The sequence below is a fragment of the Burkholderia sp. PU8-34 genome, assembly GCF_053427725.1.
The window spans coordinates 662038-677263 of record NZ_JBSAXC010000002.1 but is presented as its reverse complement, the minus strand read 5'-3'; the positions used below and the strand labels follow the sequence as shown (position 1 = coordinate 677263).

The following is a 15226-nucleotide window of genomic DNA, read 5'->3' as shown; positions in this document are numbered from 1 at the left end:
ACCCCTGCTGCCGACACATTCTCACCAGCACCCGCCAGTAGCGCTCCAGCGCCCGCTTCGGCGCATGCACCGTACATGTCTTCCCGGCCTTCGACGCAGGTCGGCCGAGCCTGCTCGTCCGCCCGGCCGAAACCGGACCGGAGTGATCGCGCGCAGGCGCTGAAAGCGACGCGCAAGGCAATCTCGATGCCGGAATCATCCTCGGCATCGTTAAATTGCCATTTTCTCCGCCCTTCATTTAACGGCATTGATTGAGATTCATCGCTTTGACCGCACGTCCCGAGCGAATATCGGCGACGCGAGATGGCCTGTCTCGCGTGAACGTCAATTTCAATCACAACAATGCGTGCCCGTTTTCGCTTTGGACATCCTGGCTGAATCGGCAAAAAAGGAGATGAAGATGAATGGCAGATTCCTGAAAGAAGCGGCGGCCGCCGCGATTGTATTGCTGACACTGAACAGTGTGGCTCATGCAGAGAACAACGCGTGCACGATCGCTACTCTGAAAGGCGCGTACGGCACCACCGTTCATGCGCAGGCGCTCGGAATCCTCACCGGGACCGCCCCGAGCCAGGTGCTGCACCGCTATGCGACGCCCACTGAAATCGATGTCGTTGCCCTTCCGGTACTCGACGGTTCCGGAACCGGCACGCAGGAAGATTTTGCGATGTTCAACGGCACGGTCAGGCCGGGCTCGCCTCCGGAAGCGTTTGCGACCAACGAAACGATCTCGTACTCCGTGAATGCGGATTGCACCGGCCAGCTGAGCGTCACTTTTCCGAACGGGACCACGCTGACGCAAAAAATCGTGATCGTCGACCACGGGAATGAATTCTTCGGCGTCACGAGCTTCCAGCATCTTGCGAGCGGCGCTCCCGCCCTCGACGGGACGCTGTGCGACAAGGGTTGCGATGTCGCGATCCAGGCCAGCGCGCATTCCGTCAAGGTCAGAAAGGGAGGCGGGAACGAGCGCGATCAATGATCGTTGCCTGATCAAACGGCCGCAGCCAGCGTTCGCTGCGGCCTTTTTGAGTTCCATTTTGAATCGGGCGCCCAATCCAGCCAGGCAATAGGCCCCTGCGCGCAGTGGTATCGAGCGCCCGATTCGCTGGCAAGGAGATGACCGTGAAGATCAAGCATTTGAGCTTTGCGGCGGCAACAGCCGTTGCACTTCTGTCGCTCAGTGGCGCCGCGCAGGCCGGCGGCCTTTGCTCGAGCGCAACGCTAAAGGGCGCATACGGGTTTATCGGTCACGGAGACATTCTTGGATTGATCGGTGCCGATGGCAAGGTGCATCCGTACGCCGCCGCGTCGATCCTCGATGACGTCGCCCTGGTGACGTTCGACGGTGTGGGCCATTTTTCACGCACCGACTTCGGGGTGATCGGTGGGCTGCCGAAAGGCGGGCAGACGACATTCAATCCTGACCAGACCGGCACCTACACGGTGAACTCCGATTGCACCGGCACCATGAAAACCACCTATACCGCCGGCGGCCCCGTGCCGGCCGGCGTCGAGACTGATCTGAACATTGTCGTCGCTGCCGACGGGACGCTCATCGAATCCGTTGTCTACAGGGCGGTCACCGTGTCGGGCGAGAGCGCGGACGGCCTGGCAAAGTGCCCGCCGAATTGCGAGCAAGGTGTGCAAGAGCACTTCGAGGGGAAAAAGATCCTGGGCCACAGCTCCCGTTAGTCGAGTCCCTGATGGGCTCACGCTCGCCAAGGCGCTTGCCAAAGTGGCGCTGCGCCCGACCGCACGAAGCGCGCGGCGTACCACGCATGCAACGTGGCGCCGCCGCCACTGCGCAGAAGGATGTCAGAACTTCTGCTGCAATCCGACCGTGATCCCGAGCTGGTTTGCGCCCGTCGCGACCGTGCCGCCGGCCGCCACCGCGTTCGCGGCTTGCGCGCTGTTGAACATGTACCCGACGGACGCGTACACGATCGTGCGCTTCGAGAACAGGTAATTCGCGCGTCCGACGAGCAGCGTCGAGCTTGCGTCCTTCCTCCCGTCCGGCCCGCGCTGGAGATAGCGCACGCCTTGTGCGTCGAAGAACAGGGCCGGCGTGACGAAGTACGTCGCCCCGGCAAAGAAGATGTCCGTCTGCAGATGCGTCGCGGCGGCCAGGTTGTTCCTGATCCAGCCGATGCCGATCTTCGTCGAACCGAACGTCACGTAGCCGTCGACGATCGTGTGCGTATCGGTATAGGCACTGTTGCTCAGCGGTGCCGAAGCGCCCGAACCGCCGCGGAGCACGTCGTAAGACGCTGCCACACCGAAGCTCGCCGAATCGTAGGCGACGAGCGCCGTATATTGCCGGCACGCGAGCATGTTGCCCGGCACCTGCCCCGGACAGTTGGTGGCCGCCGGCCCTGCCGGACCGGCGGCATCGCGACCGAAGCTGTATGTCCCGCCGATCGTCAAGCCCGCGAACTTGCCGAGATAGCCGATGGCGTTGTCGCTGCGCGCGTTCGGCAGATACGCATCGAAAACGCTCAGCGAATGAATCGACGGGCCGATCACATCCGCATTTATCAGCGCATACATCGTCATGCCCAACTGCCTGCCGAATGTGAGCGCGCCATAGTCGCTCTTGATTCCGACGTTCGCCTGAATGCCGAACAGGCGACCGCCGTAATTCAACGTGCCGTTCGTGGGCTGAAAACCGTCTTCCAGCACGAAGAACGTCTTGAAGCCTCCACCCAACTCCTCGGTGCCTCTCAAACCCCAGCGGGATGGCAATCGCCCGGTCAGCGAGGCCATGCCGATCGACGTACCGCCGTTGGCGGTCGCATGGTTGTAGTAGGAAATTCCGGTATCGACGATGCCGTAAAGCGTGACGCTGCTCTGACCGTGTGCAAGCCCCGTCGCCGCGGCCAGCAAGGCGACACTCCACTTCAATTTCATGACGGTCATATCTCCAGTTTGGTGGCTCATCGCCTCGTTATATGATTTCGAATATTGATACGCAGTCCTGATCGCATATTCGGATCGTCGTCCGATCTGCCATCACCCCGTCAATCACGGCATGCGAATGAAAGGTCGATGACCCGTTGCAATGCGCACGAACGAGGCAGGCCGGCGTCTCGCCGTCTGAAGCCGCATGACCACGCCGCTATCGTTGCCCGATCCAGGCGCGGGAGGCAGCAGCGATCACGTGCCGTCGAGCACGGTTCGACGCGATCGGACAAGCCGACGAGGCATGGCGAAGCGATGCTCAGGTCATCGCGGCGCGGACAATGGCGAACCGGGACGACAGCGCGTCGCCGGCGAGTCAGTCGAAATGCATCAACTCGCCGTCTTCACCGTTGAACGCCTTCCACGGCGGCAATCCCGCTCCATTCGGATTACCGGATTCCACGAAGTTGAGAAAACAGGCCTGGATCCGGGCCGACAATGCACGGATGCGCTGCTCGTCGATTCCATCGAGCATCGGTGCGTCGACCCAGTTTTCGAAGTTGCCGAAGAAGAACGGCAGCTCGAAGCAATGGCCAGCGCCCACGTTCGGCTGCCTTGACTGGAAATCGAAGCGATAGGCAAATACGTCGCTTCCCGCTTCGGCGATTCTGTTCGCGAATCGGCGAGCCGGCTTGGCGAACAGTTTTTCGGAACGCAACGCCACCAGCGCGGCATAAGGCCTCTGGTCGAATCGGCCGTCGGCGGCGCTTTCGTATCGCGTTGCCCCGTTGTCGCCGAACTCGAGATCGTATGTCTTGCGCGCCTGCTCCTCAGTCACCGCCAGAACCTGCGGGCTGCTTGCAAAGAAGCTGCCTGCCTCATCGTGCGTCCACCCGATGAAGATCGGCTTCCCCGCAAAGCACGCCTGTGCGGCCGCGCCAGGATCGGCCGGCACGCCGTCGCTCGCGACCGGCATGAACGCGATCGGAACCTCGGCAAATTTCGCCGAGGCCACAACCGCTTTGGTCTGCTCCTGCAGGATGCGCTCGACAGGCAGTGCGAGCAGCGCTTCTCCGGTGGGTGCGATACCCGCGCTTTCGCACATGCGCACGGCCGTTGCATGCGCAGTCGCCGCGTCCATCGGCTGAAGACCGGGGTAGCTGAGCATGGCAAGCGCTTTGACATGCCGATGCGTCGCGGGCATCGCGGCCAGCAACTGCGCATACCAGGCGCCCGCCGACTGGCCCGCCGCCACGATCGAATCCGGATCGCCGCCGAAGTTCGCGATGTTCTGCTTGACCCACCGCAGCGCGCACTCGAGATCGGACACCGAAAGATTGCCCGGCGAAATACCTTCCATGCAGAGATTGCCGAGCACGCCGAGACGATAGTTCATGGTCACGACAACCGCGCGACCAAGACGCGCGATCGATTCACCGGAGTAGCAACGCAGCGCGCCGCCGGTCATGAATCCCCCGCCGTGAATCCAGAATACAACCGGCAGCCGGCCCGCAAGGTCCGGTGTGAAGATGTTCAGCCGGAACGCATCCTCGGACTGCCCGATGCCCCGGCAAGTCGGCCCCATCACGAAATCAAGCCGGCTCGGCATCTGAGGAAAGACCGGTCCTGGTCGAGTACAATCGCGCAGACCGCTCCAGCGCGCCGGCTCACCGGCGGGCTTGAAACGGCCGCCGTTCGACGCGTAGGGAATATCGTAGAACGTGTGAACACGTTCGTGAGTCACGCCTTCGAGCATGCCCTGCTCGCATTGGGCAAGTATGGTGCCCTTCATGCCACCCTCCTCCTGCTGTACGGTATTTCGTCGAAATCGGCCCAAAACCGGCCCGCAATCGGCCGAATCACGGCCGGTCGCTGCCCGGTTCCGCCGTCGTCTCCGGCGGCCCCAAGCCTTGCGACAACCGTGAGGTTACGGATCGCCTGCGGAAAGAAAACGGAATTCTTCACCGCCCCCTCATGACCAAAATTCAACCCGGGCTGGATCATGAACGCATTGCATCAACGCCTGAAGCTCCGGCACATCACCGTGGTCGTCGAGATCGCGCGGCTGGGCAGCCTGCAAAAAGCGGCTGAATCGCAGAATGTCAGCCAGTCGGCGATCTCCAAGACACTGGCGGAAATCGAGGCGATCGTCGGCGCGCAGTTGTTCGAACGCACACCAAGCGGCATGCGTCCCACGATCTATGGCGAAACCCTGGTGCGCCACGGTTATCTGATCGCCAGCGACGTCCAGCGGGCCGAGGCGGAACTCGACGCATTGCTGAGCGGCGATGTCGGCAATCTGTCGATCGGGATGTTCTCTCCGCTCGCCTGGTGGGGGGCGCTTTCCGATTGCCTGAACGACTTTCGGAGCCAATGGCCGCGCATGCGGCTCACGCTTCGCGAAGGTCCGATGGAAGTGTTGCTCGAGTGGCTCGACCAGGATGTCGTCGATATCGTCATCGGCCGGATGGCGAGCGGATTCGGCAGCGAACTGTACAAGCTGGACATGCTGAAGTACGACATGCCCGTTTTTCTCGCGCGGCAAGGACATCCGGCGACCCTGGCGCCCGTGGCGCTTCAGGATCTGCTGGCGTTTCCGTGGGTACTCCCCGCCCAGCCGAATATCGTCAGGCAGCAGCTCGAGTTTGCGGCGCGCGACATGGGGCTGCGACTCCCGTCCGAGGTGGTGTCGTCGCAGGTATCGCCACTGGTCTTTCGCATGGCGAGTCAGAGCGATACGCTCGTGCTGTCGTCCCAATGTATCGCGGAAGAGCTACGCGAACGGTATCGCCTGGAGCCCGTGCAATGCGAATTGCCGCTGCACATCGGTCCTTTGGTCGCGATTACGCGTAACGACAAGCCCGTCACGCATGCATCCGCAGCCTTCCTTCGGGATCTTGAAACCCTGCTCGGCCCCTGCCAACCGCCGGCGTGAGTCGGAAATGGATGCCGCGCGCCACGCGCGCTCCCGGCGTTCAAAGCCGGGCCAGCGAATCCTCGACGATCTTTCTGCCTTGCAGTGCCGCGAGCCAGCGCTCCGGTATCGCGTCTTCGCCGTACAGGGCGCCGCCGAGGCCGCCGCGCAGGCGGGTTCGGCGGGAAACGATTGTCATCGGAAGGTTGTTCTTCGTGTGGCGGGACACCGGCAAGTACGTGGCTGTATCAGCGCCCGCCAAGCATGCGGCCGCCGACGCCCATTAACAGCAGCCCTGCTGTCGTATCGAGCACGGCCTTGCGTCGAACCAGGATGCCGCGCACGACGGAATGCGACGCAAGCAGCGCCATTGCGCAGTACCACGTGCAGGAAATGACGATCGCGATGCCGACGACCACGAAGTTGAGCGCCATCGGCGCATGGGCGGGCACCATCAGCGCGAAGATGCTGCCGTAGAACGCAACGGATTTCGGGCTCGTCATGCTGACGAAATAGCCCTTTTTCGCGGCGGCCCAATCGGAGGCGGCGGCCTGGGCCGCAACGGGCAACGGCCGGCGCGCGCCCAGGATCATTTTGGCGCCGAGCCAGATCAGGTACGTGGCGCCGGCCAGCCGAAGGACCGTCTCGACCCAGGTCACGTGCGTGACGATCAGGCTCAGCCCGGCGATCGCGATCGAAGCCCAGGTGCCGGACGCGGCAGCCAGTCCGACGCCCGTCATCAGGCCCGCGCGCCGCGATGCGACCGCCGTCGACGTGACAATCACGAAATTCGGTCCGGGACTGGCGACACTCAGCAGCAGGACGCCGGCAAGCGCAAGCAGGGTGTTGACTTCGTTCATGGCGTGATCTCGGCGAGAGGCTGGGCGCGTATTCGGCAGGCGCGACGGGTTGGCGCTCCATCTTACCCGAGCCTGTCGAATCGCATTCCTGCCGTTCCCTCGGATCACGGCAATCGCTCGTCAGATTTGCGCGACGCGGTTCTCGTCCGATCTCGTCATGCGCTTCGCGATGAAGTCGTTTACATCCAGCCGCAACGTATCCGATCCGGCTTTCAAGCGTTTTCGGAATGCCTCTTTCAAGATGCACTCCAGGTTCATGTAAAAGAGATCCAGCTGTACTGCGTCGGTCGCATCGCGACCGAGATCGAACAGTGCCCGGAGCGTGTCGCGCGAAATGTGGAAGCGCTGCTGACCTCGACCCATCCGAACCTGAAACACAACGCCGTCGCTGTTGTGTGGCACCGCCGCCCATACGAGCGAAGTGCAATCCATAGATCCTCCGAACAGACCTGAGCTTGATGTCACGGTTTCGACACTTTCATGTTCGCACATGCTCGGCGCACACGACGCATTTTCAAAAATGTGACACGCAATGTGGTGCGTCGATACAACAGCCCCGCATCCTGCGACGCAGCAATCTCCGTCGTGGACCGAAGTTGTCGCGGCTCGCAGCTTGACGCCGCGCAGCCGGAAACCGTGATGTCGGCACCGGTACCGCCCGCTTCGTCACCGCTCGCGCTGCATGGGTTCGAACGGGACGGCGGATGGCACCGGGCAATTACTGTTCCTCGTGCCAGGGGGGAGCGGGTTCGAGTTCATCGCAGACAGCCGAAATGCGAATAGCGCGTGATTCGCTTGCTGGTGCTCGCTGCCGATGTGCTTCCACCCAAAGCGCGAAGTCTCCCGGCGGGAGCGGCGGCGCGTAAAGATACCCCTGATGCGTCTGGCAGCCATGCTTGTGCAGAAAGTCGCGCTGCGCTCGCGTTTCCACGCCTTCGGCAATGACAGTCAGCTGCAGCAGGTTGCCGATGTTGATGACAGTCTGCGCCAGGGATTCGGCCATTGCGTCGCCGCCTATGCCCTGCACGAAGCTTTTGTCGATTTTCAGTTCCTTGACGGGGAATCGGTGGAGAGAGCTCAGGGATGAGTAGCCCGTCCCGAAGTCATCGATCGACAGCGCAATTCCAAGTGCATGTATCGCATCGATCGACGTGCGAATGTCATCGACCGACTCGTCGAACATGACGCGTTCGGTCATTTCCAGGATCAGGTCACCGGGATCCAGGCCATGCACCTTCAGGGTGTGAGCGACAAAGGCGGGGTAATCCGGACGCTTGAAGTCTGCGGCACAGACATTCACCGATATCGTCGGCACCTCGATGCCCCGGCTCCGCCACTCGGCAAGCTGGCGGCAGGCCTCGCCGAGCACCCAGGCATCCATCTCGGCGATCAAGCCGCTCTCTTCCGCTATGGCGATGAATCGATCCGGCGGAATGAATCCTTGTTTGTCGTTGTACCAGCTGACGAGGGCCTCGGCACCGCGCAGCGCCCCCGTCATATCGACCTTGGGCTGGTAGAGAACACCCAGTGCATTCGCTTTCAACGCGCGTTGCAGCGCGATTTCCAGGTCCAGATGTTCCTTGGCTTCACGCTCGTACTCGGGAGCGTAAAAATGCACCTGGTTACGCCCCGCATGCTTCGCCTGGTACATGGCCATGTCCGCGTTTCTCAGCAGGGTATCGGTGTCCTGTCCGTCGTGCGGATAGATCGAGATGCCGATGCTGGCACTGATCGTGATGCCGGTGTCATGCTTCGAATTGATGACGATGGGCTCATACATCGCTTGCAGCAAACGTGTGGCAACGTGAGTGGCCCGGCGTACGTCGCAGTCCTGCAATATGGCGAGAAACTCGTCTCCGCCGAGGCGGCCGACCAGGTCCTCCCCCCGGACATGATCCCGGAGGCGTCTTGCGATTTCGCTCAACACCTCGTCACCGGCAGCATGCCCCTGTGTGTCATTGACGCGCTTGAAACGGTCCAGGTCGATAAACATCGTCGCGAAACTCGACGAATTCCGGCTGGCGTCCGTCAAGACGCGGTGTGCCTCTCGCTGGAGTTGCGTTCTGTTAGGCAAGCCCGTTAGCGAGTCATACCAGGCCAGTCTTTGCAACTGGCGCTCCATTGCCAGTCTCTTGCGCAGTTGTGCGCTGAACATCAGGGACAACATGATGAGGAGCGCATCGACAATGGCCGTGACGATGCCAATGGCAATCGCTCGCTTGCACCAGCCTGCGTAGATATCCTCGGTCGCAAAGCCAACGACGACGACCAGCGGATAGCTGCCGATCCGCCTGAAGCTGTACAGGCGCTCAACGTGGTCCAGTACTGCGATGTCGATATAGGTTCCGTGATCGGATTGCACGAGTGGCGGAAACGAATGCCCGCCTGCAAGCGAGCTGCCGATGTCCATCTTGCGGTACGGGTGCCGCATCAGGACTGTCCCGTCGGTGCGCAGCAGCGTAATGGTCCCATGCCGGCCGAGTATCGAATCTTCGAATAGCTGGTGGAAATAGCTCAGCTTGAGCGTACTGGCAACAATGCCTGCGAATTGGCCGTTCTCGTCCTCGAGGCGCCGGCTCAACGCGATCTGCGGCTGCTCCCGATCACCTGCGCGCGGCAGGAAGGGCTTGCTGAGATACAAGCCGCCATCTTTTTGCTGTCGCTGAATCTGAAAGAAATCGCGGTCGCTTACATTGAACTTGCGCGGCGGAACCGAATGGGAGTCGAGAACGATATTGCCTGTTGCGTCTGTCGCAAACAACAAGCCCAGGTCCTTCGCGTTGCTGGCCGTGCTGAAAGCAGCAAGCTGCCGGATTTCCGGGGGGAGATGAAAGATGCGGGGCGTCTCGATACTTGTCTCGACATCGCGCATCGCGAGTTGATAGATGTCGAGAGTGCGCTCGGTCTCCTTTTGAAGGGAGATCACGAGGTTTCGTGTCGCATCGCGCGCCTGCGCCATCGCGTCCAGTCTCATTTGGTACAACGAGACCGCAGTAACAGCTGTGGTAGCGAGCGTGATTCCAATTCCAGCAAAAATGAACAGCGCCGGTTTTGCGAGAAAGGAACTTGCGATTCGCATCATAGTCTTCCGGATTGCTTGGGACGACCTGGCCGTACGTGCCAAGGCAGACAGCGCCTCGTCAGCACGGGCTCACCAGTTCGACCGAATGACGTGTTGAACCTGCGAGCCCGATACTGCCTGCATAAGCGGGAAGACAAGCGCCAATACATGAAGGGGGCCTGTCATGCGATCGGACTGCACTTCAGACAGGTATATCGGCACGGATCGGGAAACCTTTACCCCCTGCCCGGCCGACAGCTCCCTGCTGGGCGATCGTGCTGGCAAGCGCCGATCGAAGCGCTGCCTCCCGGGGCACAGCCGCCTGCCGGCCGACAATGCAAGCTCGGTGAAAGGGTTTCGGCGTGGCGCGCGTCGGAAAATGCCTACACGCAAAATCGAAAGCGGCTACACAGTCTTCAGCAGGCGCTGACTGCGGACGGGTTGTACGGCGTTCAAACTCGTCATAGGATTGACTACAGTTGCGCGCAACGGTGCCTTCGAGTACCAGCGAGCGGATGATCGATACGGCACGGAAGGAGAGAAATCGCCCGTAGTGCGAACGAACATTTGCGAATCGGGCGCATCGGGTGCACTCCCGTGAATGTGTGTCGACGACAGGGAGCCCTCTGCATCCAATGAAGACAATTGCAAACGCAGCGCTCGCCGAACGCAAGCGGTTTCGCAACCTGGTGCTGTTCGTCATGATCGGCTTGTCGGTCATGGGTAGCATCGTGGGCCTGGAAATGCGCGGTGTCTTGCATGACGTCGCGGCTGTACGTCGGTCGACGAATGTGCTGCCAGCTGCGCACGGCCTTCTGGATGCGTTGAAGGACGCCGAAACCGGTGAGCGAGGTTATCTGCTCACTGACGACCCCAAGTACCTGGAACCGTATCGGCGAGGCACAAGGAACGTGGTGACCGCCTCAGCAGCGCTGCAGAGCGCGCTGGCCGACGAAACCGCAGGTCGACCCTTGCTTGAACGATTGATGCGCGACCGGGACCTGAAGCTGGCCGAGATGGCGCAGACGATCGCACTGCACAATGAAGGAAGCCGCGATGCCGCGCTGGCCGTTGTACGTACCGACGTGGGACAACGCGTGATGGATCGCTTGCGCGCAGACATGGCCGTCCTGATCGGCCAATGGTTCAGCCTGCGCGAGGATGCGTTCGTCGATCTCAATCGGCGCCTGATGTACATGGAGGCAGCGTTTTTTGCTTTCGGCTTGCTTGTCCTCGCTTTGCTGTTGGCGACAGCCAGGCTTCAGCGCCGGGCGATGTCCGCGATCTCCTCTCACGTGGCCGCGCTCGATGCCGCGTCGACCATGGACGCGCTGACCGGGTTGCCCAACCGCCGCGGCTTGCTCGCTTACCTCCAGGCAACGTGCGCGCCAGCGACGATTGGCGTGCGGCGCGTCGGACTGATGTACCTGGATCTCGACGGCTTCAAATCGGTCAACGACGCACTCGGACATGCTGCCGGGGACGATGTCCTCCGCGCGGCGGGCACCACGTTCGCCAGGTGCCTTCGTCAGAACGACTGCCTGGCCAGGATCGGTGGAGACGAATTCGTCGTCGTCCTTCCTGGCGTCGACTCGGACGAAGAGCTTCACAGGATCGCGAAGCGGCTCGTTACCGAGGCGCAGGTCCTCGGCCGGCACATGCACAACGGGCGTTTTCCCATCAGTGTCAGCATCGGCATTGCAACGTATCCGGATCGGATCGCGGATCCGCACGACTTGCTGTCAGGTGCCGACAGCGCCATGTATGTCGCGAAGCAAGCCGGGCGTTGCCGCTACCACTTCTACGAGGGCCAGCGGCCTGCGAACGTCGTGTGTCTCGACCGGGTCGTAGCCGACCGCCATGTACAGGGAGAGTGCCAGGCACGAAACATCGGCAACCCGACGACGGGGAATTACGGGTCCGCAGCCGGTGATGGTCATGACAATTGCTGAACAGGTGCCATCGGTCGATTGTCACCTCGATGCCTGAATGAGGAAACTCGTACAATGGCACGATCCCTGGTTTGCGATGCCCCCTCGCCATGCAGCCTGGTGCCAACCTGAACCTGATCGAAATCGCCGGCTTGCTGGTCGGCGGCCTGGCCCTGTTCCTGTTTGGGCTGGAACTCATGACAGGCGGACTCAAGGCCATCGCCGGTTCCCGTTTGCAGTCGCTGCTGGGCACGCTGACGGCCAACCGGTTTCGTGGCGTGCTCGCCGGCGCAGGCATCACGGCGCTGCTGAATTCATCGACCATTACCACCGTCCTGCTGGTCGGCTTCGTGTCCGCCGGGCTCATGACGCTCCAGCAGTCGATCCCGATGATCATGGGCGCCAATATCGGCTCGACGCTGACCGCGCAGATCATCGCATTCAATATCTCGGCGATCACGCCTTTCCTGCTCGCCGGCGGCTTCCTGCTGTACGGTTTCTCCAAACGTGAATTGGCGCGCGAGCTCGGCGGCGTCCTGCTCGGTCTGGGCCTGCTGTTTCTCGGCATCGAGTTCATGGGCAATGCCACGCGGCCCCTGCGCAATTACGAGCCGTTCATTGCCGCGACGCAGGACATGCGCAATCCGTTGCTCGGCATCGCGATTGGCGCGGTCTTTACGGCGGTCGTGCAAAGCTCGGCTGCCACGCTGGCGATCGTGATCGCGCTGGGCAGCCAGGGATTGATTCCACTTGAATCCGGCATCGCGCTTATTCTGGGTGCCAACGTGGGCACCTGTGGCACGGCGCTGCTGGCGTCGATCGGCAAATCGGCGGAAGCCGCGCAGGTCGGCATCGTCCACCTGCTCTTCAATCTGCTCGGCGTGCTGTTTCTCGCCTTCGTGATTCCGCAGTATGCCGACTTCATTCGCCAGATCTCGCCATCCGCGCCCGAACTGACGGGCGCCGCCCGCCTCGCGGCAGAAACGCCACGTCAGGCAGCCAACGCGCATACGGTTTTCAGCGTGTTCTGTACGGCAGTGCTGATCGGGTTCACGAAGCCCATCGGCAAGCTCGCCGAACGGCTTGCGCCGTCGTCCGCCAAGGGTTGGCAGGACCCCGGCGTGCCGCGTTATCTCGATGACACCTTGGTGGAAATGCCGGCGCTGGCGATCACCCGCGTGCAGCTCGAACTGGTCTCGCTCGGCAAACAAGTCCGGAATCTGGTCGAGCATGGCGCGGCGCTTGTCGTCGAAAGCGGTGCGCCGGCGCCTGGCGCACTGACGGACGAAGACAAGGCGGCGGATACCCTCAGCACGGCCATTCTCACCTACGTTGGCCAGCTTTCGGACGCCATCCATACCGATGACGAAGGAAGGCAACTGGTGGACCTGGCGCGTATCGCGACCTGCCTGGACGCGATACGGGAAGTTGCCACCACCAGCATGCTCGCACTGAGCCAGCGACGGCTGTCGCAACGCGCGGACATGGCCCAGTTGCGCAGTTCCGAAATTTCCCGGTTTGTCACGGCTGTGATCGAACATTTCGCGCTTGCCGTGAACACGATCGCGCATCCGGAAGCGGAGGTCGTGACGCGCATCCTCAACGCGAAGCCTGCGATCGACGTGCAGGCCGACCATGCGCGTCAGCACATCTTGTCCGGCCTGCAACTGCGCAGCCAGGACGATGCGGTGAATTTCCGTCTGGCGAACGACATGATCGAGCATCTCAACGAAGTCGCGCGGCTGTCCCGTGCCATCGCCAGGGCCAGTCAATCGTTGAACGATGTGCGGGTGTCCGGGCCATAGCTGCGCCGATGCGCGTTCGACGCCCGCGTCCTCCGGACGCGCCTCTCGTGAGCCGATCCCGTACGGCGGCGCTTTCCGCGCTCTGTGTGGCTGTCCTGACGGCCTGCCATCTTCCTCCGCTCGGGGAACGCCCGCAATCGACGGCGCTCACCGCCGAAGCGGTGCTGACCACCCGGCTTGGCCGGGCGGTCGAACGGGATCTGGCGCACCATTCAGGACTGACCGGCATCGATCCGCTGGCGGACCCGCTCGAGTCGTTTGCCGCGCGCGTCGATCTCGTGCGCGCGGCCGATCGCACGCTGGATGTCCAGTACTACATCTGGCGCAACGACCTGACGGGAACCTTGCTGCTCGAAGAACTGCAGGAAGCGGCCAGTCGCGGCGTGCGCGTCAGGCTTCTGCTGGACGACAATGGCATACCCTCGGCACTGGACAAGACGCTGGCTGCGCTGGCCGCCCGCCCCAACATCGAAGTGCGCCTGTTCAATCCGTTTGTCACGCGAAGACCGAAATTCATCGGTTTCCTGACGGACTTCACGCGGCTGAACAGGCGCATGCACAACAAGTCGCTGACTGCGGACAGCGTTGCGACGATCATCGGCGGCCGAAATATTGGCGATGAATATTTCGGCGCCCGCGACGGCACGGTGTTCGCGGACCTCGACGTGCTGGCAATCGGTCCGGCCGCAAGCGATGTCGCGGACGACTTCGACCGGTACTGGGCCAGCGCGTCGTCCTACCCCGCTGAATGGATCCTCGCACCGGCACCGGCAGGCCAGCTCGGCGCACTCGATGCGTCTGCGCGTGCAGTGCAACAGAACCCGGCGGCCGCTGCGTTCATTGAGGCGCTGCAACAAACGACTGACGTGCGGCGCCTGGTCGACGGGTCGCTTCCACTGGAGTGGGCCAAGACCCGTCTCGTGAGCGACGACCCGGCGAAGGTGCTCGGAGCGGCAGAGCCCGGCTCGCTCGTGTTATCCCAGTTGGGTGCAACGCTGGGCAGCCCGGCACACGAGCTCGACCTGGTTTCCCCCTATTTCGTGCCGGGTGAAGACGGCACCCGCTTCTTCACGCAGCTTGCCGCGACGGGTGTCACCGTGCGGGTGCTGACCAACTCCCTCGAAGCGACGGATGTCGTGCCCGTCCATGCCGGTTACGGCAAACGGCGCGTGGAACTGCTTCAAGGGGGCGTGCACCTGTACGAGCTGCGTCGTGCGGCAGGCGCGACGGCGCACAAGTACTTCAGCGCGGGCCACTTCGGCAGCTCTGGCTCGAGCCTTCATGCGAAAACATTCGCGGTGGATTCCGAGCGCGTCTTCGTGGGTTCGCTGAATTTCGATCCACGTTCCGCGAACCTGAATACCGAGTTGGGATTCGTCATCGACAGCCCGGCGCTCGCGCTGCGCATCGAATCCGTCTTCTGGAAGCTGGCTCCCGCACTGGCCTACGAGGTACACCTGAACAGCGACGGCAAGCTGTATTGGACCCGACAGTCCGCAGGCGTCACCCTCCGCTACGACACCGAGCCGAACTCGACATGGTTCGAAAGGCTCGGCGTGCTGTTCTTCTCGATACTGCCTATCGAATGGCTGCTGTAACGCGACGGTCGGCCGTCCAGGTCTGGATCGTGGCAAACAGCCGCCAGCCGCCCCTGAGCAGCCGTCCGGCACGGCGCCGCGCCTTCGACATGCGCCCGCAGGCCATGCGTGCACGTCCGATCGAACTGCTGCAAGCTCGCGAGATCTCGCCGCCGA

Annotated in this window: 12 protein-coding genes; 6 read left to right on the top strand and 6 right to left on the bottom strand. The window is 62.2% G+C overall.

Features of this window, described 5'->3' with window-relative positions; translation table 11 throughout:
- Nucleotides 1-400: 400 nt before the first annotated feature.
- The gene (locus tag ACV22Z_RS07750; RefSeq protein WP_448075722.1) at nt 401-982 is read left to right on the top strand and encodes a hypothetical protein; all 582 of its coding nucleotides are present in this window, start codon (nt 401-403) and stop codon (nt 980-982) included.
- Between the two features lie 143 nt (nt 983-1125).
- Entirely contained in the window at nt 1126-1695 is a 570-nt protein-coding gene (locus ACV22Z_RS07745; protein ID WP_448075721.1) for a hypothetical protein, read from the top strand.
- Between the two features lie 123 nt (nt 1696-1818).
- On the opposite strand, the gene ACV22Z_RS07740 is transcribed toward ACV22Z_RS07745, so the two are convergent.
- Together ACV22Z_RS07740 and ACV22Z_RS07735 are read right to left on the bottom strand one after the other, a co-directional pair.
- Nucleotides 1819-2910, bottom strand: coding sequence for a porin (locus ACV22Z_RS07740; RefSeq protein ID WP_448075720.1), 1092 nt, complete (start codon nt 2908-2910; stop codon nt 1819-1821).
- A 367-nt stretch (nt 2911-3277) separates the two neighbouring features.
- A complete protein-coding gene (locus ACV22Z_RS07735) occupies nt 3278-4693 on the bottom strand; it encodes a carboxylesterase/lipase family protein (protein WP_448075719.1) in 1416 nt (471 codons plus the stop codon).
- Nucleotides 4694-4903: 210 nt separating this feature from the next.
- On the opposite strand from ACV22Z_RS07735, the gene ACV22Z_RS07730 reads away from it, so the two are divergent.
- Nucleotides 4904-5836 (top strand): LysR family transcriptional regulator, encoded by a 933-nt coding sequence (locus ACV22Z_RS07730; RefSeq protein WP_448075718.1) that lies wholly within the window; start codon nt 4904-4906, stop codon nt 5834-5836.
- Nucleotides 5837-5876: 40 nt separating this feature from the next.
- Here ACV22Z_RS07730 and ACV22Z_RS07725 read toward each other — a convergent pair whose 3' ends face one another.
- The 4 genes from ACV22Z_RS07725 to ACV22Z_RS07710 all read right to left on the bottom strand — a co-directional run bounded on the left by ACV22Z_RS07725 (nt 5877) and on the right by ACV22Z_RS07710 (nt 9757).
- Nucleotides 5877-6014, bottom strand: coding sequence for a hypothetical protein (locus ACV22Z_RS07725; RefSeq protein ID WP_448075717.1), 138 nt, complete (start codon nt 6012-6014; stop codon nt 5877-5879).
- A gap of 49 nt (nt 6015-6063) precedes the next feature.
- Complete coding sequence (locus ACV22Z_RS07720; protein ID WP_448075716.1) at nt 6064-6675, bottom strand: LysE family translocator; 612 nt, start codon at nt 6673-6675, stop codon at nt 6064-6066.
- Between the two features lie 120 nt (nt 6676-6795).
- A complete protein-coding gene (locus tag ACV22Z_RS07715) occupies nt 6796-7107 on the bottom strand; it encodes a hypothetical protein (RefSeq protein ID WP_448075715.1) in 312 nt (103 codons plus the stop codon).
- Nucleotides 7108-7393: 286 nt separating this feature from the next.
- On the bottom strand, nt 7394-9757 hold the full coding sequence (locus tag ACV22Z_RS07710; protein WP_448075714.1) for a bifunctional diguanylate cyclase/phosphodiesterase: 2364 nt from the start codon (nt 9755-9757) through the stop codon (nt 7394-7396).
- 614 nt (nt 9758-10371) lie between these two features.
- On the opposite strand from ACV22Z_RS07710, the gene ACV22Z_RS07705 reads away from it, so the two are divergent.
- The 3 genes from ACV22Z_RS07705 to ACV22Z_RS07695 all read left to right on the top strand — a co-directional run bounded on the left by ACV22Z_RS07705 (nt 10372) and on the right by ACV22Z_RS07695 (nt 15070).
- The gene (locus tag ACV22Z_RS07705) at nt 10372-11688 is read left to right on the top strand and encodes a diguanylate cyclase domain-containing protein (protein WP_448075713.1); all 1317 of its coding nucleotides are present in this window, start codon (nt 10372-10374) and stop codon (nt 11686-11688) included.
- Nucleotides 11689-11777: 89 nt separating this feature from the next.
- Nucleotides 11778-13472: a Na/Pi cotransporter family protein gene (locus ACV22Z_RS07700; RefSeq protein ID WP_448075712.1), complete on the top strand. Its 1695-nt coding sequence runs from the start codon at nt 11778-11780 to the stop codon at nt 13470-13472.
- A gap of 8 nt (nt 13473-13480) precedes the next feature.
- On the top strand, nt 13481-15070 hold the full coding sequence (locus tag ACV22Z_RS07695) for a phospholipase D family protein (protein ID WP_448075711.1): 1590 nt from the start codon (nt 13481-13483) through the stop codon (nt 15068-15070).
- Nucleotides 15071-15226: the final 156 nt, after the last annotated feature.

What these genes read in the sequence shown, in the direction of transcription:
- ACV22Z_RS07750 (WP_448075722.1), top strand. Translation starts at nt 401, where the DNA reads ATGAATGGCAGATTCCTGAAAGAAGCGGCGGCCGCCGCGATTGTATTG.
- ACV22Z_RS07740 (WP_448075720.1), bottom strand. Translation starts at nt 2,910, where the DNA reads ATGAAATTGAAGTGGAGTGTCGCCTTGCTGGCCGCGGCGACGGGGCTT.
- ACV22Z_RS07735 (WP_448075719.1), bottom strand. Translation starts at nt 4,693, where the DNA reads ATGAAGGGCACCATACTTGCCCAATGCGAGCAGGGCATGCTCGAAGGC.
- ACV22Z_RS07730 (WP_448075718.1), top strand. Translation starts at nt 4,904, where the DNA reads ATGAACGCATTGCATCAACGCCTGAAGCTCCGGCACATCACCGTGGTC.
- ACV22Z_RS07725 (WP_448075717.1), bottom strand. Translation starts at nt 6,014, where the DNA reads ATGACAATCGTTTCCCGCCGAACCCGCCTGCGCGGCGGCCTCGGCGGC.
- ACV22Z_RS07720 (WP_448075716.1), bottom strand. Translation starts at nt 6,675, where the DNA reads ATGAACGAAGTCAACACCCTGCTTGCGCTTGCCGGCGTCCTGCTGCTG.
- ACV22Z_RS07715 (WP_448075715.1), bottom strand. Translation starts at nt 7,107, where the DNA reads ATGGATTGCACTTCGCTCGTATGGGCGGCGGTGCCACACAACAGCGAC.
- ACV22Z_RS07710 (WP_448075714.1), bottom strand. Translation starts at nt 9,757, where the DNA reads ATGATGCGAATCGCAAGTTCCTTTCTCGCAAAACCGGCGCTGTTCATT.
- ACV22Z_RS07705 (WP_448075713.1), top strand. Translation starts at nt 10,372, where the DNA reads ATGAAGACAATTGCAAACGCAGCGCTCGCCGAACGCAAGCGGTTTCGC.
- ACV22Z_RS07700 (WP_448075712.1), top strand. Translation starts at nt 11,778, where the DNA reads ATGCAGCCTGGTGCCAACCTGAACCTGATCGAAATCGCCGGCTTGCTG.
- ACV22Z_RS07695 (WP_448075711.1), top strand. Translation starts at nt 13,481, where the DNA reads ATGCGCGTTCGACGCCCGCGTCCTCCGGACGCGCCTCTCGTGAGCCGA.